The organism is Dehalococcoidales bacterium, from assembly GCA_028716225.1.
Classification (GTDB): Bacteria; Chloroflexota; Dehalococcoidia; order Dehalococcoidales; family UBA5760; genus UBA5760.
The window spans coordinates 26,576-52,155 of sequence record JAQUQE010000003.1 but is presented as its reverse complement, the minus strand read 5'-3'; the positions used below and the strand labels follow the sequence as shown (position 1 = coordinate 52,155).

The 25,580-nt window shown below is 52.2% G+C and carries 22 protein-coding genes and 1 rRNA gene; 11 read left to right on the top strand and 12 right to left on the bottom strand.

The genetic code is table 11. The features are described 5' to 3' along the window. Positions 1-40: 40 nt before the first annotated feature. From PHI12_02855 to PHI12_02835, 5 genes are all read right to left on the bottom strand, one after another. Positions 41-520 carry a GNAT family N-acetyltransferase gene (locus tag PHI12_02855; GenBank protein ID MDD5509741.1) on the bottom strand — a complete coding sequence of 160 codons (480 nt, stop codon included), beginning with the start codon at positions 518-520 and terminating at the stop codon, positions 41-43. Between the two features lie 2 nt (positions 521-522). Beyond that, positions 523-1,527, bottom strand: a complete 1,005-nt coding sequence (locus PHI12_02850; GenBank protein ID MDD5509740.1) for an ATP-grasp domain-containing protein — start codon at positions 1,525-1,527, stop codon at positions 523-525. 6 nt (positions 1,528-1,533) lie between these two features. Then, positions 1,534-2,541: an ATP-grasp domain-containing protein gene (locus PHI12_02845; GenBank protein MDD5509739.1), complete on the bottom strand. Its 1,008-nt coding sequence runs from the start codon at positions 2,539-2,541 to the stop codon at positions 1,534-1,536. Between the two features lie 14 nt (positions 2,542-2,555). Further along, positions 2,556-3,908, bottom strand: coding sequence for a KamA family radical SAM protein (locus PHI12_02840; protein MDD5509738.1), 1,353 nt, complete (start codon positions 3,906-3,908; stop codon positions 2,556-2,558). 76 nt (positions 3,909-3,984) lie between these two features. Further along, the gene (locus PHI12_02835) at positions 3,985-4,314 is read right to left on the bottom strand and encodes a hypothetical protein (protein MDD5509737.1); all 330 of its coding nucleotides are present in this window, start codon (positions 4,312-4,314) and stop codon (positions 3,985-3,987) included. Positions 4,315-4,555: 241 nt separating this feature from the next. On the opposite strand from PHI12_02835, the gene PHI12_02830 reads away from it, so the two are divergent. The 3 genes from PHI12_02830 (at position 4,556) to folP (ending at position 7,966) form a co-directional block, all read left to right on the top strand. Then, the gene (locus PHI12_02830; protein ID MDD5509736.1) at positions 4,556-4,861 is read left to right on the top strand and encodes a winged helix-turn-helix domain-containing protein; all 306 of its coding nucleotides are present in this window, start codon (positions 4,556-4,558) and stop codon (positions 4,859-4,861) included. A gap of 82 nt (positions 4,862-4,943) precedes the next feature. Continuing rightward, positions 4,944-6,986 (top strand): MFS transporter, encoded by a 2,043-nt coding sequence (locus PHI12_02825; protein MDD5509735.1) that lies wholly within the window; start codon positions 4,944-4,946, stop codon positions 6,984-6,986. Positions 6,987-7,066: 80 nt separating this feature from the next. Continuing rightward, positions 7,067-7,966: a dihydropteroate synthase gene (gene folP / locus PHI12_02820; protein ID MDD5509734.1), complete on the top strand. Its 900-nt coding sequence runs from the start codon at positions 7,067-7,069 to the stop codon at positions 7,964-7,966. Between the two features lie 26 nt (positions 7,967-7,992). On the opposite strand, the gene PHI12_02815 is transcribed toward folP, so the two are convergent. The 3 genes from PHI12_02815 to mtaB all read right to left on the bottom strand — a co-directional run bounded on the left by PHI12_02815 (position 7,993) and on the right by mtaB (position 11,558). Continuing rightward, on the bottom strand, positions 7,993-9,501 hold the full coding sequence (locus PHI12_02815) for a phosphoenolpyruvate carboxykinase (protein ID MDD5509733.1): 1,509 nt from the start codon (positions 9,499-9,501) through the stop codon (positions 7,993-7,995). Positions 9,502-9,763: 262 nt separating this feature from the next. Continuing rightward, on the bottom strand, positions 9,764-10,255 hold the full coding sequence (locus PHI12_02810) for a ribonuclease H-like domain-containing protein (GenBank protein MDD5509732.1): 492 nt from the start codon (positions 10,253-10,255) through the stop codon (positions 9,764-9,766). Positions 10,256-10,292: 37 nt separating this feature from the next. Then, positions 10,293-11,558, bottom strand: a complete 1,266-nt coding sequence (gene mtaB, locus PHI12_02805; protein ID MDD5509731.1) for a tRNA (N(6)-L-threonylcarbamoyladenosine(37)-C(2))-methylthiotransferase MtaB — start codon at positions 11,556-11,558, stop codon at positions 10,293-10,295. Positions 11,559-11,706: 148 nt separating this feature from the next. Between mtaB and recJ the strand changes: the two genes are divergently transcribed. Further along, the gene (gene recJ / locus PHI12_02800) at positions 11,707-13,389 is read left to right on the top strand and encodes a single-stranded-DNA-specific exonuclease RecJ (GenBank protein ID MDD5509730.1); all 1,683 of its coding nucleotides are present in this window, start codon (positions 11,707-11,709) and stop codon (positions 13,387-13,389) included. A gap of 6 nt (positions 13,390-13,395) precedes the next feature. Here recJ and hisS read toward each other — a convergent pair whose 3' ends face one another. Beyond that, positions 13,396-14,652, bottom strand: a complete 1,257-nt coding sequence (hisS, locus tag PHI12_02795) for a histidine--tRNA ligase (GenBank protein MDD5509729.1) — start codon at positions 14,650-14,652, stop codon at positions 13,396-13,398. Between the two features lie 291 nt (positions 14,653-14,943). On the opposite strand from hisS, the gene PHI12_02790 reads away from it, so the two are divergent. The 6 genes from PHI12_02790 to nusB all read left to right on the top strand — a co-directional run bounded on the left by PHI12_02790 (position 14,944) and on the right by nusB (position 21,225). Then, positions 14,944-17,908, top strand: a 23S ribosomal RNA gene (locus PHI12_02790). 183 nt (positions 17,909-18,091) lie between these two features. Further along, the gene (locus tag PHI12_02785) at positions 18,092-18,571 is read left to right on the top strand and encodes a DUF177 domain-containing protein (protein ID MDD5509728.1); all 480 of its coding nucleotides are present in this window, start codon (positions 18,092-18,094) and stop codon (positions 18,569-18,571) included. Positions 18,572-18,640: 69 nt separating this feature from the next. Beyond that, positions 18,641-18,844 (top strand): 50S ribosomal protein L32, encoded by a 204-nt coding sequence (gene rpmF / locus PHI12_02780; protein MDD5509727.1) that lies wholly within the window; start codon positions 18,641-18,643, stop codon positions 18,842-18,844. A gap of 14 nt (positions 18,845-18,858) precedes the next feature. Continuing rightward, positions 18,859-19,809: a nitronate monooxygenase gene (locus PHI12_02775; protein MDD5509726.1), complete on the top strand. Its 951-nt coding sequence runs from the start codon at positions 18,859-18,861 to the stop codon at positions 19,807-19,809. 10 nt (positions 19,810-19,819) lie between these two features. After that, positions 19,820-20,740: an ACP S-malonyltransferase gene (gene fabD / locus PHI12_02770; protein ID MDD5509725.1), complete on the top strand. Its 921-nt coding sequence runs from the start codon at positions 19,820-19,822 to the stop codon at positions 20,738-20,740. A gap of 74 nt (positions 20,741-20,814) precedes the next feature. Then, on the top strand, positions 20,815-21,225 hold the full coding sequence (gene nusB / locus PHI12_02765) for a transcription antitermination factor NusB (GenBank protein ID MDD5509724.1): 411 nt from the start codon (positions 20,815-20,817) through the stop codon (positions 21,223-21,225). An 84-nt stretch (positions 21,226-21,309) separates the two neighbouring features. On the opposite strand, the gene PHI12_02760 is transcribed toward nusB, so the two are convergent. Both PHI12_02760 and PHI12_02755 read right to left on the bottom strand, forming a co-directional pair. Next, the gene (locus tag PHI12_02760; GenBank protein MDD5509723.1) at positions 21,310-22,866 is read right to left on the bottom strand and encodes a B12-binding domain-containing radical SAM protein; all 1,557 of its coding nucleotides are present in this window, start codon (positions 22,864-22,866) and stop codon (positions 21,310-21,312) included. A 215-nt stretch (positions 22,867-23,081) separates the two neighbouring features. Further along, on the bottom strand, positions 23,082-23,312 hold the full coding sequence (locus PHI12_02755) for a hypothetical protein (protein MDD5509722.1): 231 nt from the start codon (positions 23,310-23,312) through the stop codon (positions 23,082-23,084). Positions 23,313-23,516: 204 nt separating this feature from the next. Here PHI12_02755 and PHI12_02750 point away from each other — a divergent pair, with 204 nt between their 5' ends. Next, on the top strand, positions 23,517-24,698 hold the full coding sequence (locus tag PHI12_02750) for a glycerate kinase (protein ID MDD5509721.1): 1,182 nt from the start codon (positions 23,517-23,519) through the stop codon (positions 24,696-24,698). Between the two features lie 33 nt (positions 24,699-24,731). On the opposite strand, the gene ispH is transcribed toward PHI12_02750, so the two are convergent. Continuing rightward, positions 24,732-25,580 carry a 4-hydroxy-3-methylbut-2-enyl diphosphate reductase gene (gene ispH / locus PHI12_02745; protein ID MDD5509720.1) on the bottom strand — a complete coding sequence of 283 codons (849 nt, stop codon included), beginning with the start codon at positions 25,578-25,580 and terminating at the stop codon, positions 24,732-24,734.

Here is a 25,580-nt window from a genome sequence, read left to right as displayed (position 1 = left end):
TATATCAATAATCCTGATCTTCGGATTGCGCCCCGGGGTATCACACCAATAGTTTTCGGAGTACAAGCTTATCATCCCCGGACGTATAGAAATCAGGGATACAGCCGACTATCTGATAACCCCGGCTGAAGTAAAAACGCCTCGTTTTTTCATACCCCGGCTTGGATGATGTCTCAATAAGAATCTGCCTCCCCCCGGCGCTTCTTACCTCGTTTTCAGCCAGTTTAACTAAGGCACTACCGATACCTCCACCCTGCCTCTCAGCGGAGACCGCCACCCAGTAAAGGTCCCAGGTGCCTTCAGTCATTGGGGTGGGCCCGTAGCAGACATAGCCGGCCACCTCCGACTCTGCTACCGCTACCTGAACGTGGTACCCTGATCCGGACAGTCGGTCAAGGTAGCAATCGATAACTTCTTCCGCTACCACCACCTCAGACGGCTCAAACTCCGGCGTAGCCTTAAGCAGCCTGATTACTTCCGGCTTATCATCCCGGGTCATAGGTCTCATACTGACTGTCATGACTAACCCTTCTTAAAAGCAAGCCGGGTAATCTTATCTATGAACTGGGTGTAGTTCATCCCGGCGGCTTCAGCCTGAAGCACGGCTCCAGAACCGGGGGAGATATCGGGGTTTGGATTCACCTCGATTACGTTGAGCTCACCTTCTCTATCTAAACGCATGTCCACCCTGGCATAGCCCCAGGAGCACAGCAGCAAGAAAGCCCTGCGTGCCGTTCCGGTAATATACTGCTGAGTGGTAGAGGAAATTTGGGCGGGACAGATATTCTTCGTTCCCTTGAAGTACCGGCTTTCCGGTTCCCATTTAGCAGCGAAGGTAAGAATTCGAGGCATGTCCGAAGGCAGTGAATAGACGATTTCCGATACGGGTAGTACGACACCACCGCCGTTGCCGAGAACGGTAGCATTGAACTCCCGCCCATCAACAAACTCTTCTACCAGCGCTTCACCGCCATAGAACTGGCACACTTTGCTAACCTGACCTGCCAGTGACTTAAGGTCATTCACCACGCTGGCTTGAGATAAACCGTGGCTCGCATCCTCACCACGGGGCTTGACGATACAGGGATAACCCAGGTTAAACCGGGAGAGAGCCTCGGAAGTAAGCAGCTGGGAATCGGGCGTCTTGATTCCAGCCGCTTTCATAATCTGCTTGGACTTAGCCTTATCCAGGGCTACTTTTAGCGCGCTAGCCGGGCAGCCGGTGTAAGCTATACCAAGCCCGGCTAAAAAATCGGGTACCATCGCTTCGGTCTCCGGCTGCCCACAAAAGCCTTCGAAGAGATTGAAGACCAGATCTACCTTCAAAGACCCGAGCTTTTCCCGGGCTGCCTCGATAGGAGAGGCCAGCGGAATATTGAGGGTGTCATAGCCAAGGTCAAGAAGAGCACGGCTGACCGCCTCCACCGACTCCAGAACACCCAGAGCAGCCTTTTCTTCCCCGGTGGTATCGTAACGCGAGGGGGAGGGCTCGTTATAGACAACTGCAATACGTCTCCTTGATACCATACCCTCTCACCGAGCCAGCACGCATTGCGGATATCTCTTTACCACCGCCCTGAGTATAGTGTCGATGAGTTCCTCATAACGCCAGCCCAGCTTGAGTGCCATGATAATCAGGTCGCTGTATGTACCAAGCCCGGGCAGAGGGTTTACCTCAATAAAATAGGGTATTCTATCCGGGCCAACTCTAAAGTCCAACCGGGCAAAGTCCCGGCACCCCAGCACGGAAAAGGCCTTAAGGCTGGATGCCGCTATCTCCGCTAAGACATCTTCTTCAAGACGGGCCGGGCACTCGTAGTCAACCAGATTGAGGTAGTCACGCTTCACCTCAAGCGAGTAGACAAAATGGTCAACCTTTTTCTTGGGCACTATCCTCATCATACCCAGTACTGCGGGCGGTGTATTACCGACTACACCTACAGTGACCTCATCACCGGGAATAAACTCCTCCAGCATCATCGGCTGCCGATAGCATTTAAGAAGACGCCCTACCACCTCAACTGCTTCCTCCGGGTTGCTTACCAGAGAGCCAACATGAATGCCCTTGCTTGAACCCTCGTAAGCGGGCTTGATAATCGCCGGGTAGGCTAGTCCGTTCCAGGACACCGCTGATAGATGCTCCGGAGTATCAATAACATGCCAGGCCGGAGTAGGGACACCCGCGGCTTTAATCAACTGCTTGGTAAGGGGCTTATCGAGGCAAATCGCCAGACACTGAGGATCAGAACCGGAGTAAGGGATGTCCAGCATCTCCAGAACGGAGGGCACCTGGGCCTCCCGGCTTCGGTAGTTACCCCTACCCTCAGCTATGTTGAAGACCAGGTCAACTCTTTCCCTGAGAATATTAAGAAGAAAATCAGATCCCCCGCCCATATTGACTACCGAATGACCGGCTGATTTAAACGCCGTGCTAATCAGATCAATCGTCTCACCGGAATCATACTCTTCCAGGGCATCCTCAGGACCATCCGCCTCCGGATTGATAACCTCTTTAAGATCATAGGCCAGACCAATACGCATCACTAACCCCCGGATTAGGCCCCCGTTTCTACCAGTAAGCCGGAATCAGAACCGCTTAAAGGACTTATTACCTCCGGTGCCGGCTCCGGCTCCAGATCTGCCGGTACTTTCAGATTGCGGTAACGGAAGAAGCGTCTCTCGTAGTTTCTCAGCAGCAGCTCTCCCTTCTTCTTTGTCAGGACATAGTTTGGCTGTACGGGCACCTTGCCACCCCCCTGAGGTAAGTCTATCACAAAGGTAGGTACCGCCAGCCCTGAGGTATGTCCGCGTAGCCCTTCAATAATGCTGATACCAGCATCAACCGGGGTGCGCAGGTGCTCGGTACCCTGCACCTCGTCACACTGGAACAGATAGTAGGGGCGCACCTTAATTCTGAGTAGTCCGTGGCACAGCTTCATCTGAGCCGCCACGCTGTCATTCACTCCGCGCAAGAGCACCGACTGGTTGTTGACCGGAATACCGCTACGGAGTAACCGGTCGCAGGCCGCCGCCGCTTCCGGGGTGATTTCTTGATGGTGATTAAAATGCGTGTTGAGCCATATCGGACCGTACCGGGACAGCATCGCACACAGCTCATCGTCAATACGCTGCGGGAGCACTACCGGAAATCTAGTCCCGATACGGATGATCTCCACATGTTTAATAGCTCTGATTTTAGAGATGACCCCCTCCAGATGAGGCGTGGAAAGCGTCAAGGGGTCACCGCCCGATATGATGACATCCCTGATGGCTTCATGGTGGCGAATATAGTCAAGCATGGCTTCAACCTCGGCGGGATTACGTACCCAACCGCCGTTCCGCCACTCTCGCTTACGGGTACAGTGCCGGCAGAGCATAGGACAGATATCGGTAAGCACCATCAAGACCCGGTCGGGGTAGCGGTGAACCAGACCTGGCACTACCGAATCCCTCATCTCATCAAGAGGGTCTTCCAGACCCACCATCCCCATAGTGATCTCCAGGATAGATGGTATCGCCTGTTTCCTAATCGGGTCTTCCGGATCGTCCGGGTTGATCAGCGAGAGATAATAGGGGGTCACGGAAAGGGGGTACTTCATGGTGACCAGCTTGATCTGAGCCTTCTCACTACCGGACAGCGGGATAAAGCCAGCCAGTTTATCAACAGTAGTGATGCGGTTACGAAAATGCCACCTCCAGTCGTTCCAGTTACTGTCCGGTACATTACCGAAAAACCTGTCTCTGTTGGTGGCGGTCTTACTTGGTGGTTCCTCTGCGCAATTGCCGAAGGTATCGGCTTTACCGGGAGGTTCGTCTTCGACGACACCCCCGCTATTTTCTGCCCTATCTGATCTTTCTTTACATCCGATTACTGGCCGGTCTTTTATAGCCCTTGCTGATGTGTTCACTCTGTTTCCTATCTCCTTTTCCCCGTTCTATAACGGTAAAATACTCAAATAACCCTGTTAGTCCACCGATACCGCACTATGATTCCTCCATCTTGCGCATCATCGCTCGCCGATCGGCAAAGTAAATTTTATCCTCCGCATCAATATGTCCCTCAAAGACCAGTACCTCAGGATGAAGCTCCAGGTCTGAATTAGTACGAATAGCTACCCGGTTCTTTTTAGCCAGGGCGGGGTTAAAGACACGGATACGCTTTACCGGTCGCTCACGGAAGATGCCATCCATCTCAAAACACCTGAGCTTGTCAACATATTCGTTCTGAAGCATAAACTGCCGCCTCAGATACTTTTGTGCCGCATCCGGTAATGTTCTCGATTCGCTATTCCTCCTCAAATGCAGATGCTTCAACTAACCCCCCATTTAAAAAATTAGCTGTAATTAGTCCTCTCGGACTGTATACTACCGTCAGTTGAACTTTATGACTTTAATCAGCCGGCCACCTCTATTGATTTCGCATTACTTTTCTGGTAACATAATACAACATATAAAAGACTAGAAATATATGTCTGGAATAGAATTATAAATATTTTGGGGACTTTGTCAAGTATTTTTGGGGTGATTTTAAAAATTATTTTTGAGGAGGTTTGAAATGGGCGATTGGACTTTTATCACCAATCACGGACTGGTTTTAGCAACCATTGCCAAGCACCCGAATCTTACCGCCCGAGAAATCGGAGACAATATCGGAGTAACAGAACGAACTGCCCACAGGATCATCATGGATCTTGAAGCAGAGGGATATATTACAAAAATCAAAGTAGGCCGGCAGAATAAATACAAGATCCACTCTAACATGCCAATGAAGGAAGAAATGGGTGACGCTGCAGTAGGAGAGTTGCTGGTAATGCTGGGGTGGAAGAGTAAAACACGAAAGCCAAAAACCGGGACGCCGTAGCGTGATCCGCCATAAATCCAGCTCTTTCGACGAAGAAGTAGAGGAGAGCACCGTAATATTAGCCCCCTGAGGTCTATTTCCCGTGAAATTCCCCCGGACTTTCAAGCCTAAACCCACCATTTCCGAGGCGGAGCTAGCCTCCGGTTTACGCTGGTTAACACTGGAAGGAACAGTATCTCTCGGTTTTAACAGCATTACCACCAGCGGTTTCCTGGTGGCTTATGCCCTGGCACTGGGCGCCAACAGTCTGCAAATCGGCATTTTGGCGGCGCTACCGTTCCTGATGCAAATACTGCAGCTACCCGCCATTTCTCTCGTGGAGAAATTCAGGCAGCGTAAGGCGATAGCTGTGATTAGCTGGTTTATCGCCCAGTCGTTCTGGATTCCCATCGCCCTCATCCCAACCTTCATAGCAATCCCCGGGGATAAAGCGATATCCCTACTACTGGCTCTGATGGCCATCCGCGGCCTTTTCCATGCCTCGACCAACACCGCCTGGAATGGCTGGGTCCGCGACCTAGTTCCCCAAACGATACTGGGGAGATTCTTTTCCAGAAGGCTAATCTTCGCTACAGCCACCGGCATCGCCTTCAGCCTGGCAGCCGCGCTATTTGTTGACTACTGGCTTCATCATGCCGCCACAGGTAGTGCTGTCTTTGGCTATACCTACGTCCTTCTCTTCGGAGCATTGAGTCTGGGGCTGCTCAGTCCCATCTTCATGTCACGCATGCCTGAACCGTTAATGCAACCGGTAACCGGGCCTCAAACCTCTCTCTGGCAAAGACTCATGGTACCCTTCAGGGACACGAACTTCAAGCGGCTGGTACAATTTCTGTTTTCGTGGAATTTTGCTTTGAACCTCGCGGTTCCCTTTTTTGCTGTCTATATGTTCGAGCAACTTGGGCTATCGCTAACATGGGTGATTATCCTGAGCATCACCGGGCAAATCTTCAATATATTATTTCTGCGGGTATGGGGTAATTTCGTCGATAGATTCGGCAATAAGGTGATCCTCTCCATATGCGCCTCGCTCTACCTGCTGGTCATTCTCGGCTGGATATTTACCACTATGCCGGAAAGATACTTCCTTACCTTACCCCTGCTATTCATCCTGCATATATTCGCCGGTATTGCCAACGCCGGGGTGACACTGACCGTAGGTACCATCGGTTTGAAACTGGCCCCTAAAGGGGAGGCAACCTCCTACCTGGCAGCCTCATCACTGGCGACTAATCTGGGGGCCGGTTTAGGCCCTCTGGTAGGCGGTCTGCTGGCCATCTTCTTCGGCACGCGTCAGCTAGACCTTACTCTTACCTGGATTGCCCCGACCGGCTCGGTTCAGTTTCCGGTTGTCAATATGATGGGCTACGATTTCTTGTTCGGTATCACCTTTATTGCAGGACTGGTTACTCTAGCCATGCTGGCAAGGCTGCGAGAGGAGGGAGAGGTGAGTCGCGAAGTAATACTTGAATCACTGATGTTCCCAACTCGCGAGTTCTCCCGTCCCATGAGTTCCGTACCCGCCTTCAACCTGACAGCCAACTTCCCCTTCGGTAATCTAAGGCGGCTACCGATGGGACTGGATGCTGCCCTGGGCGTTACTGCTTATCAAATTGCGGAGATTGGCCGGGTGGCTGCCATGGCAGCCATGCGCGGCCGACGGGTAACCAAGAAAGTCAGCAAGTCCCTGGAGGACGGCCTGAATGGAGTATTGAAAGGTAAAAAGGCAGAGGTAAGGATACACGGAGAAGAGATTTCAAGGCAGGCAGCACGCGGAGCGGTACATATTGCCGATGACAAACCGGTGGACTCAGGACAACTGGCCGCTGCTGTGGTGACAGGTGTGGTGGAAGCCTCCACCCGGGCGGGGGCAGACCCGCACGATGCCATACTGGGAGCCAGCCAGGGCGTCATACAGGGGACTGCTGAAACACACGGTGATCTGGTGGCCGCTGCTGCCAAGACAATAGAGACAGCCAAAGAATTGTCTATTCAGTCAGGCGTACCGGAAAAATTAGCGGCGACCGAGGCGGTTGAAGGTGCTTTACAGGCCGCCGAGGCCATTGGCTCAGAGGCGGTTGCCAGAGTCAAGGAGGCGATACCCGCAGCAGACCTGCCTAAGTAAGATGATACTAACCAATCCTGAAGAAGTGCTCTTTCCTGACTTTAGCGATATAATATTGAAAAGAGGGAGGGGGGCTGATTATGAACCGGTTCGGCACTACCAGATGCGGTAATACCGAGTTTCACTGGGGGGAGCGGACCTATGTTATGGGAGTTATCAATGTGTCCCCGGACTCTTTTTCCGGTGACGGAATCAGTAACATCGAAGCAGCAGCAGCACAGGCACAGCGCTTCGTAAGTGAAGGCGCCGACATCCTCGACATCGGCGGCGAATCCACCCGCCCCGGCTCAACCCCAATCTCAATAAACGAGGAGATTAAGCGCGTTGTTCCGGTAGTAGAGCGGTTGGCTTCCGAGGTAAACATCCCCCTGAGTGTTGACACCTACAAATCGGAGGTAGCCCGCCAGGCGGTTGAGGTCGGAGCAACGATGCTCAATGACCAGTGGGGACTGAAACGAGACCCCCGGCTGGCTGAACTGGCTGCGGAAAAGGGAATTCCTCTTATTCTGATGAGCAACCAGCGTGACAAATCAGGCTACGACCCGAGAATTAAGAGCGAAGTATCATATTATGATGATGTCATCACTGAGATAACCTCATCCCTTCGGAAAAGCCTGGAGATGGCATTAAGCCTGGGGGTACCCTGGGAGAATCTTATCGTCGACCCCGGTATCGGGTTCGGCAAAACCTGGCAGCAAAATCTGGAAATCATACAGCGGCTGGAAGAGCTGAACGAACTGGGAAGACCGATTCTGGTCGGGCCTTCCCGCAAATCCTTTATCGGTATAGTTCTTGACCTTCCCGCTGATGAACGTACCGAAGGTACCGCCGCCTCCGTAGCCATCAGTATTGCCAAGGGTGCCGATATCGTACGGGTACATGATGTGCAGCAGATGGTAAGAGTCTGCCGGGTCAGCGATGCTATCGCCCGCTCGGCCTCCGACCGGATACGTATGCGCAGACTGAGAAAAGCAGGTTAGATTCAAGCAGTAAATTCGCTGCCGACTCAAGGCGCAATGGCACGGAGAATAGCCTTATCCAGACGCTCAAAACGGGAAAGCCACGCCAGTCTCTCCTGCTTCAGATCCGCCGAGATTCCCTGTATCTGCTCCTTGGAGTAGTAATTATCAAGATAAAACCGGGTCATATCAATACCGGGTATATGCACCGGGACATCATAGCCCCAGAATTTATCTTGCTGCCATACAATCTCATCGCGGGCAATCATTTCCAATATCTTCACCGAGTCCTTCACCGTAATCTTCTGCCCTCTCTCGGCTCCACCCACTGTTCCCGTATTCAGAATAAAACATTGTATGTCGGGATTACGCTTCAGGATGTTGAGGAAGGTATTACCTTCCTCGTCGGCCGAACCGACAATAAAGGGGTTGGTGCCGACCACTCTCCGCAGCTTGCCCGCCTCTGCCGGATCACCGGCTGAGGTCTCTACCGACTCACCGAGCATAAAGGCAGCGGCAGCCCACTCCGGGGTAAGCCGCATCACCGGAGGGAGAATATCCTGACGCCTGGTGATAAAGATGACGAAGTCGACCTTCTGCAAATCAATATTACCATCGGTAAAAGCGATGTCACCCCTTTTCACCATCGCCCGCCCGTTGGAGGTCAATGTGGTGTCAAAGAAGTTCACCTTACCTGTCTCAGGATCAACGAAGACATTTTCCAGTATTGCCCGCGGGCTTATCGCCGCCGCATATAAAAGCGGCTGCGAGTCAGGCTCCAGTCCATCAGTCTTAAGATAGAAAGACTCTTCGGTACCGACAGCACTGCCATCAACCCTCAGTATCACAACATCATCCTGACGGATGACCACCCTCTCCGGAGGACGCAACCAGTGAGAGTGACAGGAGAGTGAGGTCTTGCCGGTACCGCTGAGACCGAAGAGGAGAAAACCGAATTCCTTGAGCTCCCCGCTACGGAATACCCTTATTATTTTACTGGCAGCATGAAGCCCCAGGTTGCCATCCTGCTTCGCCCAGTACATCACCTGACGCAACATCGCCTTCTTGTTCTCGCCTTTATAATCACTACCCAGAATGATGGTCAGACCCGAGCCGGGAAAGACCAGGGTCCTCTTCTCCGGCCATTCCGGAACAGTAATACTAACGAAATCAGGTTCACCACCCTGTGAGGGAAACAGGGTATTGCCCCACATCAGCGGTATACGGGGATAATCGGCAGTGACATAGACACGACAATTCCTCTTGAATGCAGGATTATGACACATCACCCGGTCGAGTTGTATCATCTCTTTAGTCTTCAGGTAATCCATAACATTACGGATAAGCCGGTCGTCTTCCGGAGCAGGCTCACTCATCACCACCTCGGTAAACTTGGCAATCCTGTTCCGTACATTGGTGGTTACCGCCAGGTTACCGAACTCCGTTATCACCCCCCCTTTCTCAAAAGCCCACTCCTTCAACTCCCCATCCGAGGGATTATCAATTATCCTCTTCGGCTCGAACATCCCGAGATACTTATGGCGCATCTTCTCCATATCACACCCCCGTCGGATCAATCTGACCGGCCAATTTATAACTATTATAACTAGCCATCAATTATTATACAAAGGTAAAGTGTGAAACCTATATGCGTAATAACATTGCTTACCTGAGTAAGGAGTATGAAGCAGGTATGATCAGCTGCGGGCTCTGCCAGACCAAAGTACCCTGCGAATCCTGTAATCCGGTAAGGAAACTGCGCGGCAAAATAGAATAACGGCTATTAGTTATTACGGCTACGGGACTATAGTCTTGATGTCATAGCAGCACTTCTTTTAATGCCTTCAGGTTAATGACATCTTCCTTGTTGTAATCAAGCAACGTGGCAAGGGCATCCCGGTCATGATCGTTTATATACCGCCACCAGAGAATCACCGCTTGATATCCGTTTACCTCCGTCAGCCGCCTCGGTATGCCCAACTGCCTCTCCACGCACTTCAAGCCACCGTAGAGATTCTTCCGCCAGCAGTCATACATCAGGTCTTGATGCCTAAAAAGTCCGGTCAGGTCAAGCCCCAGACGCGAGCAGATAAAAGGAAGGTCAAAACGGCTGCCGTTATAGGTGTAGATAACATCTACACCTGCCAGAGCTTCAGACAGGCTGTCAGCCGTGATCTCCGGCCATACCAACTGGACAAAGCTGGTATCAAGCCCGTTAGAGAGGTGAATACCTATCACAGTGATCTCTCCGTATTCAGGAGAAAGCCCGGTCGTCTCAATATCGAGAAACGCCTCTAGATACTGCCGCAACTAAACGCCCCTTCTTTTTATTTGGCAGATTCTCCGGCTATGCTACTATTTCCCCCCACACCCCATCCCGATAAAACCGCAACAGCCTTACCGGCCTTAATACGTTGGTCAAATCAGTGCTACTCTTAACATACACCTTGATATAGTTAGCGGTGAGGCCGGACCAGGTAGCGCCGGAGCGTTGCTCGAAGAGTACCATGAGCATCATGCCCAGGAATTGCCGCCTGAAATCCCCGGCACTCTCCCGGGCCAGCGCCAGCATCCTGTCTGCCCGCTCCTTTTTCACCCTGTCGCCAACCTGCTCGGGAAACCCGGAGGCTTCGGTACCTCTGCGGCGTGAGTAGGAAAAGACATGAATGCGGGCAAACTCCATGCGGCGGCAGAAGCGATAGCTTTCCTCAAACTCCCGGTCAGTCTCAGCGGGGAAACCAACCATAACATCAGTAGTGATTGCCACACATGTTACAGCATTTCTGATGCAGGATACCACCCGCTCGAATTCAGCAGTGGAGTAGCGCCTCCCCATTCTACCCAAAACACTATCACTGCCGCTCTGCAGGCAGAGGTGAAAATGAGGACACAACCGCCCGTCACGCCAGAGAGAAATCAGCTCGGGGGAGATCTCACCGGGCTGAAGCGAGGATAGCCTTAGCCTTTCCACGCCGGTCTCCGCCAGAATATGCTCAATCAAACCCGCCAGGGTAACCCCGTTATCGGAATAAGAACCAATCCTGACTCCGGTCAATACCACCTCCCGATAGCCCTGAGCCACCCGTTGCTTGATGTCACCAACTACCCCGCCGACATCAAGGTTCCTTTCCCCACCACGTACCAGCGGGACGATACAATAGGTGCAAAAGTTGCTGCAGCCATCCTGAACCTTGACCATAGCGCGTGTCCGGAAACTATCACGGCTGTCACTCGCCAAACCATCTTGTCCAACAATCCGGTTGTCAAAACAACCGGACTCCTCCAGCAACCGCAGCAGGTTCGGTTTATCACTATTTCCCAGGACAAGCCTGACCCCTTTAACTCCAGCCAGTTCAGCAGGGGCCCGTTCGGCATAACACCCGGTAGCCACCACCACAGCACCAGGATTACGACGATGGACCGATCGCAACAGGTGACGGGACTTACGGTCGGCGATATGGGTAACCGTGCAGGTATTTAAGATGTAGATATCAGCCTCATCGGGTGAAACCATCTGATAGCCGGCCCCAGCAAACTGACGGAACAGATCATCTGTCTCCGCCTGGTTTAGTTTGCAGCCCAAACTATCCAGGGCAACCTTGATACTTACCAATCAAAATCCTCTATCCAAAAAGCAGGCTTCCGGTTCTGAATTGACCGACTAGCTCTAATGGCATTATAATTTTCCTACACCAGCCGGTCAAACGGAAGGAGGACAACCCCATCAAGAAATATTCCGCAGTGATTAAGGAGAGACGAGTTTGAATAAAAGCCGATGGAACGTCCTGCCACCGGCTCCAGCCGATTATTTCGCTGAAAATCCGCACCTCTCTCCTTTAATAGCCCAAATCCTCTACAATCGCGGCCTCACCGAACCAACCCATCTGGCATCCTTTATCGCCGCCGACAAACGCCTATCAGCCGACCCCTTTCTGATACCTGATATGCACCAGGCAGTAACCCGTACCTACCGTGCCCTGCTCTGCGGAGAAAACATCGCTATCTATGGCGACTTCGATACCGACGGCATCACTGCCACCATCCTGCTGGTTCAGGGAATCAGCAGGCTCGGCGGTAATGTTATCCCCTATCTCCCGCATCGCCTGAATGAAGGACACGGCGTCAAGACACCCGTTCTGGAGAAGCTCCGCCAGCAGGGTATCAGCCTGGTTATCACCGTTGACTGCGGTATCACCGCCCTCGCTGAGGTCAAGAAGGCACAAAGGAAGGGGCTCGATATTATCATTACCGACCATCACACCCCCCCGGACACCATTCCTCCAGCAGTTGCCGTAGTTAACCCCAAACTACCCGGTTCGCGGTACCCCTTTTTAGAGCTGGCCGGCGTCGGCGTAGCCTTCAAGTTCCTTCAGGCCCTGCTACAGAGCATCGGCAAGGAGGAAGGGCTGGACGACCTTCTCGACCTGGTAGCCCTGGGCACAATAGCCGATGTGATGCCCCTGGTAGGAGAAAACCGCTATCTGGTCAAGCAAGGTCTAAGGCTGCTCAACGCCAAGCCACGCACCGGCATAAGGGGAATGGTGAATCAGTCCAGCCTGACCATCGGCAGTCTCGACGCGGAGAGTATCTCCTGGGTAATAGCCCCCCGCTTGAATACTACCGGCAGGCTGGGGCACGCTATGCCCAGCTACCAGCTTCTGATAACAGACTCCGCAGAGGAAGCACGCCAGCTTAGCCTATGGCTGGAACAGAAAAACACGGAGCGACAAAGAATGACCAGCGAAGTAATCAGCAAGGCCAGAGAGCAGATACTGGCTGAAGGGGTTGCCCCGATTCTGATCGCCAGCGATGAGGAATTCCCGGCGGGAGTCATCGGGCTGGCGGCCGGCAGACTGCGCGAGGAATTCTACCGCCCGGTAGTGGTAATCAAGACCGGCAAACAGACAAGTATCGGGAGCTGTCGCAGCATCCCGGAGTTTAACATCACCCAGGCCCTGCAGCAATGCCAGAGCTTCCTCTCTCAATTCGGCGGACATCCTCAGGCAGCCGGTTTTACCCTGCCGACCAAGGACCTGCCCCGCCTGAAAGAAGCCCTCATCAGGATAGCAACCACCACGCTGGCCGGGATTGACCTCCGCCCTCACCTTGATATTGACGCCGAGGTTACCTTGGCTGAACTGGCCGGTGAAACTTTTCACAACCTGCAGAAGCTGGCTCCATTCGGCAAGGGTAATCCGGTACCCACCTTCATCAGTCGCAAGTTAGAGGTAACCAACTTAAGGGTAATCGGCAATAAAGGGGCACACCTCAATCTCAAACTAAGGCAGGGCGGCTCCACCTGGGACGGGATAGCCTTTCACGCCGGCAACTACTCAAAAGGGATAACCCCGCTGCTCGACATCGTCTATAACCTGGAAGTGGATTCCTGGTGCGGAGCGGAAAGGCTACGGCTCAACATCCTGGACTTCGCCCCGGTAGAGTAACCTACTTCAATCCAGGCGCTGAAGATAGCCCGGCAATTGGGCAACCGGGATATTTTTTTGTTCAGAGGTAGCCATATTGCGCAGCATCACGGTGCCAGTATCTATTTCTTGCTCACCGATTATCACCGTATAAGCAACATTAAGGGTATTGGCCTGCCTCAACTGAGCTTTCAGGCTTTTGCCAGCGACAGGCTCCAGTACACCGATGCCAGCCCGTCTCAACACCGATGCCAGCCTCACTGTCTCAACCCTGGCCTCGTCACCAAGATGGGCAACAAAGACCCGGGGCCGGGGCAGCGCCGGGACGGCAACCTCCTGCCTCTTCAGGTTCAGGACGATACGCTCGATACCACTGGCGAAACCTATCGCCGGGGTAGGATTACCGCCCAGTTCCTCAATGAGGTAATCGTATCTTCCTCCACCCCCCAGAGTGCTCTGGGCACCCTCAGCCTCAGGCTGAATCTCAAAAACCGTCCTGGTATAATAATCAAGCCCCCTGACCAGACAATGGTTCACCACAAAGGGAAGTTCAAGCAACCCCAGATATCTCTTCAACTGTTCGAAGTGCTCACCACACTGTGGGCAAAGGCTGTTAACACTCTGCGGTGCCGAACTGGCCACCTGCCGACACAACGGTTGCTTACAATCAAGCAGGCGCAGGGGGTTTCTCTTAAGCCTGGCCCTACAATCCGGGCATAGGTCCCGGTTGTAACGGGAGTAATACTCCTGCAGCACGATTAGATACCCCGGCCGACACTCCCGGCAGCCAATACTATTCAGATTCAAGGAAAGTTGACCGATGGCCAATGACGAGAAGAATTGCCAGGCGATGTCAATCACTTCGGCGTCAAGAGCAGGGGCACCATCCCCAAAAACCTCGCAGCCGAACTGGTGATGCTCACGGTATCTTCCCGATTGGGGTCTTTCGTATCTGAAAATAGATGCCAAATAAAACAGCTTCACCGGCTGCGGTAGATTATGCATCCCGTGTTCCAGATAGGCCCGACAGACCGGTGCCGTTCCCTCAGGCCTTAAGGTTATCTGTTTACCTCCCTTGTCTTCGAAGGTATACATTTCCTTTTCCACAATATCGGTAACCTCGCCTATGCTGCGAGAGAACAACCGTGTTTCTTCGAATGCGGGTGTATCGATACGCTGATAACCATAGAGCTGACAGAGTTCAACGGCTTTTTGCTCAATATAACGCCAGTATGCCTGCTCATCGGGCAGAATGTCGAAGGTCCCACGTGGTGCCTGATACAACTCGTCCTCCTTACCTTAAGCTAGAATACAGTATCGATGTGAACTTGTAAAGAAGGACAGGTATCCTAATCATATGGCCCGGCACACCGAGTTGACAAGGCTATTATTATATGCTACTATTTCCTATCAGCATAAGGTGCTGCTGTAATAGCCTATGAGGATGTTTAAGACATAAAAAGGGAAGCAGGGTGATTGAAAACCAGGCGAGCGGCTTGGTGGTAAGTCACCAGGCCGTTTTTGTGTCTGTTGTACCTTAATAACTGAATAAGGACTAATATCAAATCTGAAGCAGGTCAAGCGGTTAAGGCACACGGTGGATGCCTTGGCATCAAGGGCCGAAGAAGGGCGTGGCAAGACTGCGAAAAGCCTCGGTTAGCTGTCTAGCAAGCTTAACCGGGGATTCCCGAATGGGGCAACCCACTCAGGTAAAACCTGAGTACCCCCAGCCGAACACATAGGCTGGGAGGAGGTAAGCGGGGGAAGTGAAACATCTCAGTACCCCGAGGAAAGGAAATTATTCCCTGAGTAGTGGCGAACGAAAGGGGAAAAGCTTAAACCCTGTAAGCTAAGTGGTTCTGAGGCCTAAGCTTATGGGGGGTTGTAAGGCAGGTGAGACTCAGCTCAGAGAGAGTCAGAGAGTTATCAACCAAACCCTAATCAAAAGTCTCTGGAAAGAGCTACCACAGAGGGTGAAAGTCCCGTAGATGAAAGGGGTAGGCTCTCCATCTGTACTTGAGTACCACGGGACACGAGGAATCTTGTGGGAATCCGCCCTGACCACAGGGCAAAGCTAAATACCCTTGATGACCGATAGTGAACTAGTACCGTGAGGGAAAGGTGAAAAGTACCCCGGGAGGGGAGTGAAATAGACCTGAAACTGTGTGCTTACAAGCAGTCAGAGCCTCAATTTATTGGGGTGATGGCGTGCCTATTGAAGAATGAGCCGACGAGTTAATCTGTGTAGCTGGTTAAGCAATTGTCATTGCGGAGCCGTAGCGAAAGCGAGTCTTAATAGGGCGGTTTAGTTGCACGGATTAGACCCGAAGCCGGGTGAGCTATCCATGGCCAGGGTGAAGCTCCGATAAAATCGGAGTGAAGGCCCGAACCTGTCAGCGTTGCAAAGCTGTAGGATGAGCTGTGGATAGGGGTGAAATGCCAATCGAACCCGGGAATAGCTGGTTCTCCCCGAAATGCATTGAGGTGCAGCCTCAGATGTTCACTAATGGAGGTAGGGCTCTGGATGGACTAGGGGGATAGTATCTTACCAAACCCAACCAAACCACGAATGCCATTAGTCAAAATCTGGGAGTGAGACTGTGGGGGCTAAGCTCCATAGTCGAGAGGGAAACAGCCCAGACCATCAGCTAAGGTCCCTAAGAACGAGCTAAGTGGTAAAGGAAGTAGGATTGCACAGACAGCCAGGAGGTTGGCTTAGAAGCAGCCATCCTTTAAAGAAAGCGTAACAGCTCACTGGTTGAGTGGTGCTGCGCCGATAATCCAGCGGGGCTAAAGTTCGTCACCGAAGCTATGGCTTCCTGATTTATCAGGGAGGGTAGGGGAGCGTTCCCTTAGCGTTGAAGCTGCTGCGTGAACAGTGGTGGAGTCAAGGGAAGTGAGAATGTCGGCATGAGTAGCATAAAGGTGTGTGAGAAACACACCCACCGAAAACCTAAGGTTTCCTACGGAAGGATAATCCGCGTAGGGTTAGTCGGGCCTAAGCCGAGGCCGGAAGGCGTAGGCGATGGACAACGGGTTATTATTCCCGTACCACTCTTACGGAGGTGAAGGGGGGACACGGGAGGATAGGTTGAGCGTACCTACTGGACATGGTGCGTCACCCACTATAGGCAATGCCGGGGCAGGCAAATCCACCCCGGATATGTAGCTGAAGGTGGGGGGAAGTTGAGGGGAGACCCAAGACGATTCATCTGATTCCAGGCCGTCAAGAAAAGCCTCGTTACCGATGAAGTAAGAGTGCCCGTACCGCAAACCGACTCTGGTAGGTGGGGATAAATGTCCCAAGGTGATCGAGACAACCCTCGTTAAGGAACTCGGCAATCTAGCCCCGTAACTTCGGGAGAAGGGGTGCCCCTTTTAGGGGTGACACTAAATGGATCCAAGCGACTGTTTAACAAAAACATAGGTCTCTGCTAAAGCGTAAGCTGATGTATAGGGGCTGATACCTGCCCAGTGCTGGAAGGTTAAGGGGAGGGGTCAGGAGTAATCCAAAGCTCTGAACCGAAGCCCCAGTGAACGGCGGCCGTAACTATAACGGTCCTAAGGTAGCGAAATCCCTTGTCAGGTAAGTTCTGACCCGCACGAATGGTGTAACGACTTGGATGCTGTCTCAACGAGGGACTCGGTGAAATTGAAATACCCGTGAAGATGCGGGTTACCTGCGACAGGACAAAAAGACCCCGTGGAGCTTTACTATAGCTTGGCACTGAGTCTGGGCTTACCATGTGTAGGATAGGTGGGAGGCAGAGAAACCGGGGCGCCAGCCTCGGTAGAGCCAGCGTTGAAATACCACTCTTGATAAGTTTAGCCTCTAACCCTAGAGCAAGCTGGGGGACAGTGTCTGGTAGGTAGTTTGACTGGGGCGGTCGCCTCCTAAAAAGTAACGGAGGCGCCCAAAGGTTCCCTCAGAGTGGATGGAAACCACTCGTAGAGTGTATTGGTATAAGGGAGCTTGACTGTGAGACCAACAAGTCGAGCAGGGACGAAAGTCGGGCAAAGTGATCCCACGGTTCCGAGTGGAAGGGCCGTGGCTTAACGGATAAAAGCTACCCCGGGGATAACAGGCTTATCTTGCCCAAGAGTTCACATCGACGGCAAGGTTTGGCACCTCGATGTCGGCTCGTCGCATCCTGGGGCTGGAGCAGGTCCCAAGGGTCGGGCTGTTCGCCCGTTAAAGCGGCACGCGAGCTGGGTTCAGACCGTCGTGAGACAGGTCGGTCTCTATCCGTCGTGGGCGTCCGGAGATTTGAGGGAAGCTCTCTCTAGTACGAGAGGACCGAGAGGGACAGACCTATGGTGTGCCAGTTGTTCCGCCAGGGGCAGTGCTGGGTAGCCAAGTCTGTTCGGGATAAGCGCTGAAAGCATCTAAGTGCGAAGCTCATCCCAAGATTAGATCTCCCATCCCGGTGATTCGTCACCGGGGGTAAGACCGCAAGTAGACTACTTGTTTGATAGGCGGCGTGTGTAATAGCAGTAATGTTTTTAGCTTAGCCGTACTAATGGTCGAGGGCTTGACCTGCTTCAGAATTGATATTAGTCGATTTAACCGAAAGTAAAGAGGGCTCAGGTATGGAATCTGGGCTCTTTATGTTTGTCCAAGGTCCGGGATCAGTAATGCCAAAAAGAAATAAGCACGCTTGACATCAGGTATGCAACTCAGCTTATAATAAGCTGAGTTTGGTTCGGGTGGAGGTCGGATGTAATGCAGACCAACGTATCCGGGCTGCTTAAATCATCCATTGGGGCAACACGAAATTACAGGGTAAGTGATACCGTTAATATCTCCGGTAGTGACAGCTTGGTCCAGGGTGATGTTTCCCTGGTGCGCACCAACCGGGGCATCCTGGTTAAGGCAACACTACATACCGGGGTTGAGGTCAGTTGCGGTCGCTGCTTGAATTTGTTTCGTGCTCCGCTGACACTAGAAATTGAAGAGGAGTATTTCCCCGTCGTCAACATAGATAGCGGGATTCCGCAGTCTCTACCTGATGAACCGGGGTGTTTTACTATCAACGGACAGCATATTCTTGACCTGACCGAAGCGGTGCGCCAATATGCTCTGCTGGCTGTCCCGATGAAACTGCTCTGTCGTGAGGACTGTGCCGGGCTATGTCCGACCTGTGGTCACGACCTGAATAAGGGACCCTGCCAATGTTCATCTCAAGAGATAGAGCACCGCTAGTCCGGACTGGGCAACCAATTCTCGGTTAGTGATGACTCGGTAGCGAAAAGGAAAGGAACAAGGTAGATTATGGGAGCTTTACCAAAACGGAAATACGCCAAGGCGCGTCAGGGTAAAAGACGTGTCAATCTCAAGCTGCTACCTGTAACTCAATTAAGTTCTTGTTCTCAATGCAACAGCCCCAAACTGTCCCACCGTGTTTGCCCTACCTGCGGCACCTACGACGGCAGGGAAGTCATTGAGATCAAGAGCCCGCAAAAGAAAACTGGTTAAGGGAGAACTACTTTATGATTAAAACCGACATTTGCGACCTCCTCGGTATTGAGTACCCGATTATTCAGGGGGGAATGGCCCACCTTGCTACAGCCGAGCTGGCTGCAGCCGTTTCAAATGCCGGTGGGTTAGGTATTATCGGCGGCGGCGCTCCAGAACCGGAGTGGGTCAGGGAACAGATACGCCTGACTAAACAGAAAACGGATAAACCATTTGGAGCGAATATCGTTCTGATAGCCGCCAAAGCGGAGGAGATTATCAAGGTAATTCTGGAAGAGAAGGTAGCGGTAGTAACTACCGGCGCCGGCAATCCCGGACCCTATATCCCCAGATTCAAGGAAGCCGGGATAAGGGTAATGCCGGTAGTGGCCAGTGTTTCCCTGGCCAGACGGCTGCAACGAGCCGGCGTCGACGCTTTCGTGGCTGAAGGGATGGAATCGGGAGGAGAGACAGGGCAGACAACCACGATGGCCTTGGTACCCCAGGTAGTCGACGCAGTCCAGCTACCGGTAGTGGCGGCCGGAGGGTTTGCCGACGGACGAGGCTTGGCAGCCGCTCTAGCACTCGGGGCTCAGGGTATTCAGATGGGAACCCGCTTTGTCTGCAGCGAGGAATGTATCGCTCACCCCAACTACAAAAAGGCGATCGTCGACGCCAGTGACCGCTCCACAGTCCTTTCCGGTCAGAGCACCGGCTACCCCTTACGTGCTCTGGAGAACAAGTTCACACGGGAGTTCATGGACAAGGAGAGCGCCGGTATTCCGATAGAAGAGCTGTTCCAGCTCGGTGTCGGTAAGATGCGACAGGGCATGATTAATGGTGATATCGAAGGGGGTACCCTTCTGGCAGGACAGATTTGCGGTATGATAAATGAAATCAAGCCGGTCAAGACTATCATTGAAGAAATAGTCCGCGAGGCTGAGGCGATAATAACACGGCTCAATAATTCTACGAAGGGCGGCTAAACTCAATATTATGAAGGTAGCCCATGTCTTCCCGGGACAAGGTTCTCAGAAGGTAGGTATGGGGCGTGATCTCCACGACAATTTCCCTTCCGCCAGGGCAATCTTCGAGCAGGCCGATGAGGCCCTGGGCTTTCCTCTGTCACGGCTGTGCTTCGAGGGTCCGGAAGAAGAACTTCGCTTAACGATAAATGCTCAACCGGCGCTACTGACAACCAGCTATGCCTGCCTACAGGCTGTCCGCGACGTGAAAAACAACGGGCTGCCTCCGGCAGCATTTGTTGCTGGTCACAGCCTGGGTGAGTATACCGCGCTGGCAGCCGCCGGGGTGCTCGATTTCGCCACCGCCGTCTATCTGGCTCGAGAGAGGGGACGACTGATGTATCAAGCCGGGCTGCTTCAACCGGGTGGTATGGTAGCAATAATCGGGTTCGACGAAGCACCACTGGCAGAAGTTTGTGATGAGACCGGTACCTGGCTGGCTAACATTAATTGTCCGAATCAGATGGTCATCAGCGGGGCGGAGGAAAACTTGGCCAAAGCTGCAGAGTTAGCCAAAGCCAGAGGAGCCAGGCGTGCTATTCCATTACCCGTAAGCGGTGCCTTTCATACACCGCTGATGCAGCAGGCAGCCCAGGGCATGTCTGAAATAATAGCCAACATCTCTTTCCGTGAGCCGATTATCCCTATTGTGGCCAATACTACGGCTGAGCCGATGACTACTGCCGAGCAGATCAAGGAGGAGCTACTCAGACAGCTATGCAATAGTGTTCAGTGGCAACGCTCCGTCGAATACATGATAGCAGGTGGTATCTCCACCTTCATCGAGATAGGCCCGGGAGAGGTGCTCAGCGGACTGATTAAAAGAATAGATAGTGATGCTGAGACCATCAATATAGGCGATGCACAAGCCATTAATAGCCTCTCTGATTGAATAGATTTCGGCCCATCAATCTCGTTACTAGCTTCAGGTATCGCCGCAGCATCAGCTCGGGCTAGGGGGTAATCATGTCGGGGGCACGGCGAAAAGCAAGAATGCTGGCTCTCCAAGCACTTTATGAAGCTGATTCCGCAGGACATAAAGCAGAACAGGCGATAGTTCATCTCCTAGAAAATGCGAGGCTAAGTGAAGATAATAACACCTTTGCCTGTCGACTGGTCAGCGGAGTCATGAGCAACAAGAAGGAAATCGACCACAATATTCAACACTTTGCTCCCGCCTGGCCGCTGGAACAAATACCCATGGTCGACCGGAATATCCTGAGGATGGCGATATTCGAGATGCTGTTCGACGATGAGGTACCGATTAAGGTAGCGGTAAATGAGGCGGTTGAGCTAGCCAAGGAGTTCGGCAGCGATAGTTCCCCCCGGTTCATCAACGGAGTCCTGGGCTCAGTCAGCACTCTCACCAGCAGGTAAAGGGACCGGCATTTATTAACTGCGCTGCCCCAGTGCCCCGCAGATTCACACGGCTTAGCCGGGCTAGCCTGATACCATCAGTGCTTAAAGGGACCCGCCGTCCAATACCTCTAGCTGCCGGGCCAGCATGGTGTCATCAATCTGTATCTTACTGACCTTCTCGTAGACCTTACGGAAGTGAAAACCCTGGGCAGCCAGTGTTATCGAAAGCCCGAGAAGCCTCGGATATTTCAGCAGTGTGGTAAACATCAGCCTCCAGTAGTGCATCCTGGCTCCATCCTTAACACCCAGAACCAGAGCAGATTTGATCATGCTTACTATGTGATGAACTTTGAGCCTGGACCGAGAGCCTAAGTTACCATTAGGCTGATACTCCTGAAAGAACGTCTGGATCCGATCATAATACTGCTTGGGGGAGTAGATCGTATGCAGGATTTGCTTGTAGCCATTAACCAGAACATCATACCTCATTTTAGGTATGAAGTTAGTGGTACCATCGGTGTTATCGCCGTTACCTCCCGGCAGGACACGGTTTTCCTTGATCAGACGATGCCAAAGTTTCGTCTTAGGAGGAGCATTGAGCAAGCCTACCATAGCGGTAACGATGCCGCTATTCTGGATGAAATTGATCTGACTCTTGAAGATCGAGACCGGATCGCTATCAAAACCGACGATAAAACCTCCCATTACTTCAAAACCATAGTTCTGCAGCCTCTTCACAGAAGCTATCAGGTCGCGATTCTTGTTGGTGAACTTATGACACTCGGTCAGGCTTTCTTCATTCGGGCTTTCGATGCCGACAAATACCCGGGTAAAGCCGCTATCGGACATCAACTGCATCAACTCTTCGTCATCGGCAAGGTTAACCGATGCTTCGGTAAGAAACCGGAAAGGATAACCTTTGGCCTTCTGCCACTCAATTATGACCGGCATAATTTCTGACTTAAGCTTCTTCCTGTTTCCGATAAAATTATCATCAACAATAAAGATGGTACCCCGGTAGCCCTGGGCATATATCGCTTCCAGCTCCCCAATTATCTGGGCTCGTGTCTTGGTACGGGGCTTATGCCCGTCCATAACGACAATATCGCAGAACTCGCAATCGAACGGACAACCGCGACAGTACTGGATAGTAACCTGCGCATATTTCTTAAGGTTAACCAGCGAGAAGAGGGGTATGGGAGTCTTATGTACATCAGCCTTCTCATCAGACCTGTAGACGTGCTGGGGGCAGCCCTTTTCCAGATCTGCCAGAAAGAGAGGCAGAGTAACCTCCGCTTCATTGAGTATGATATGGTCGATCTCACTAAAATCAAACAACCCGTATCCGGTAGTATAGAAGGGCCCACCGGCCACAACTCGAGTATTGAAGCTCTTGCAGCGCTTAACGACCTCCTGGGCAGACCTTTGCTGTACCACCATAGCACTGATAAAGACGTAATCAGCCCACCTGATGTCCTTATCGGTCAGTTTGTTTACATTCATGTCGACAAATTTTTTCTCCCAATCGCCGGGGAGCATGGCAGCGACAGTCAACGGGCCCAGAGGCGTATTCAATGCCTTCCTCGGGCCTAACTTCAAAGCATGCTTAAAGCTCCAGAAGGTATCTGGATACTGTGGATAAACTAGAAGTATTTTCAAATTACCGCTCCTTTTGCGTTTGAACTTTTCTATAGTTCAAATTTCTAGCATAAACGCTTCCAAAGCGAAAGTCAAATATCATGCTGCAAATCTCCACACTACTCCACACCCGACAGATAATCCTACGCTTGGCAGGGGTTCTGTTACTGAGAAACCGGTTAACCGGTAAGGGGGCACTACCGCTAGGGATAATTCAATGCGGGCCAAACTCTCTATTATTTCGCCGGTTTCATACTACCCATGACAGCGATATCAACGGTCTTCCCACAGTGAGGACAGGTTACATTAATAATCAGCGGCTGATTCATTACGCGTTCCACAACCGCGCTAACCACCGAGTCGATATTATCCAAACGCTGGTCTATCATATCAAGCTGCCGCTCAATATCCTTAGCGTCCAGCATATGCTCCTGACCCAACACCTTAGGTCTATGCTTCTCCGCCAAAGCCCCTCCTGACAGATATTATCAGGTTTATTATAGGTAACCAGCGGTAATGTGTCAAAGTCTTACCTCTAATCTAATATGGCATAGTAATTTAATATGGTTGTTTCACCGGAAGTTAGTAAGTTAGTGTTGACAGTCAGGGGAAATGAACTATAATAAGTAGATTTATCATACCCGGTATCCAGATACTCACAGGATGGCCCCGTGGCATGGAGACACTATCGGAACAGTGATGTCATGAAGATTGTTATCGCCCCGCAGGGCTTCAAGGGAAATCTTACCGCTCTAGAGGTATCGCGGGCAATCAGCAGAGGGATTAAACAGGTAATTCCCGATGCGGTAACTGTAATTGTGCCGATGGCAGACGGTGGAGAGGGTACGATGCAGGCCCTGGTCGATGCCATCGGGGGAAACATCATATCAGTGGAGGTAACCGACCCGATTGGAGAGCGCATCACGGCTCGCTGGGCCATGTTAAGCGATGGGGTGACCGCCGTTATCGAGATGGCAGAGGCCTCCGGTCTTGATCTGGTCCCACCGGAGAAACGTAATCCCCTGCTGACTACCACCTATGGCACCGGCGAATTGATCCGCGACGCACTTGCCAGAGGCTGCCGGAAATTCATCATCGGTATCGGCGGGAGCGCTACCAATGACGGCGGCGCCGGAATGGCCCAGGCTCTTGGCATCAAACTGATCAACGCCAAGGGAGCAGCCATCGCCCCGGGAGGAGCGGCGCTGATTGACCTAGAAGACATCGACACAACGACTATCGACCCGCGACTAGCCGACTGTGATATTCTCTTGGCCTCTGATGTTACCAATCCTCTCTGCGGCCCCGAGGGAGCCTCCTTTATCTACGGTCCGCAAAAGGGAGCTACTCCGGAAATGATAGTACAACTTGACGCAGCGTTAGCCCACTACGCAGATGTTATCCAAGAAAAACTCGGCGCCGACATCAGGGATATCCCCGGAGCCGGCGCAGCCGGCGGCCTGGGTGCCGGTTTAATCGCCTTCCTCAAAGCCCAGGTGCTCCCTGGTATAGATATCGTTATTCAAGCGACCAGCCTCGCCGAAAAAATGCGGGGTGCCAACCTGGTCTTTACCGGAGAGGGTAGAATAGACAGCCAAACCGCCAGTGGCAAGACGCCGGTGGGAGTCGCCCGAAAGGCCAAGGACTTCGGGTTACCCGTCATTGCTATCACCGGTGAAATTGGCAACGGTTACTCTGCAGTATACAGAGAGGGGATTGACACGGTCTTCAGTATCGCCCCCGGTCCTATCACCTTCAGTCAGTCCACCGAGATTGCGGAGGAGCTAATTACTGATGTTACCGAACGTGCCATGCGGCTATTCATCTGTAAAAGACAGCCGGGCTACCGATAAGGGGAAACTTGAATTCCATACTCATGTCCAGGCTCAGCCTATTGACTCAAGCCTGACAACTACATCATTTATGGTCTCTTCAGCCGTAGAGGTTCCACCGGTTATGCCTACACAGCGCTGACTTCTGAACCAGGCGGATTCAATCTCATCAACCGTCTCAACGAGATAAGTTTTGGTAACTCGAGAACATAACCGGGCAAGACAGTTGGTATTGGCACTGTTATGACCACCGATAACAAGCATCAAGTCCACTCTGCAAGCCAGTTCAAGAGCAGACGCTTGCCGTTCCCTGATCTCGTGGCAGATAGTATCAATGACATATAACTCAGAGTCTTTCGTGAAGGTAAGATCAACAAGCTTCTTGACAAAGTCAGTAAAATGGGCCGGAATCTGAGTTGTCTGAGATAGAACCCCCAACCGGCTTGGCAAAGGTTTAATCCCGTACACGAACTTCTCATCCAGTGTAGCTACCCCTTTACCCTTAGCCCATCCGATAACCCCCTCAACCTCCGGGTGATTGGCATCGCCATATATCACCACCCGGAAGCCGGCTTGAGCTAACCTCTGAGCGGCAAGCTGAGCCCGGTGAACAAAGGGACAGGTAGTACTGACTATATCAATATGACGGGCCCGAAGATCCTCCTCCATCCGGGGACTTATGCCATGGGCGCTGGTAGCTACGATATTCCCCTTGATATCATCCACTCCTCCGGCCATCCTGACCCCGATACCGGCCAGTTTCTGCAGTACCGGCTGGTTATGCACAATAGCCCCCAGCGTCTCTAAAGCACCACGCTCACGAGCAATCTTCTCAACAATATCAATAGCCCGTCTAACCCCGAAACAAAACCCTATGCCACTGTCTTTTTTAATCTCTAGCAT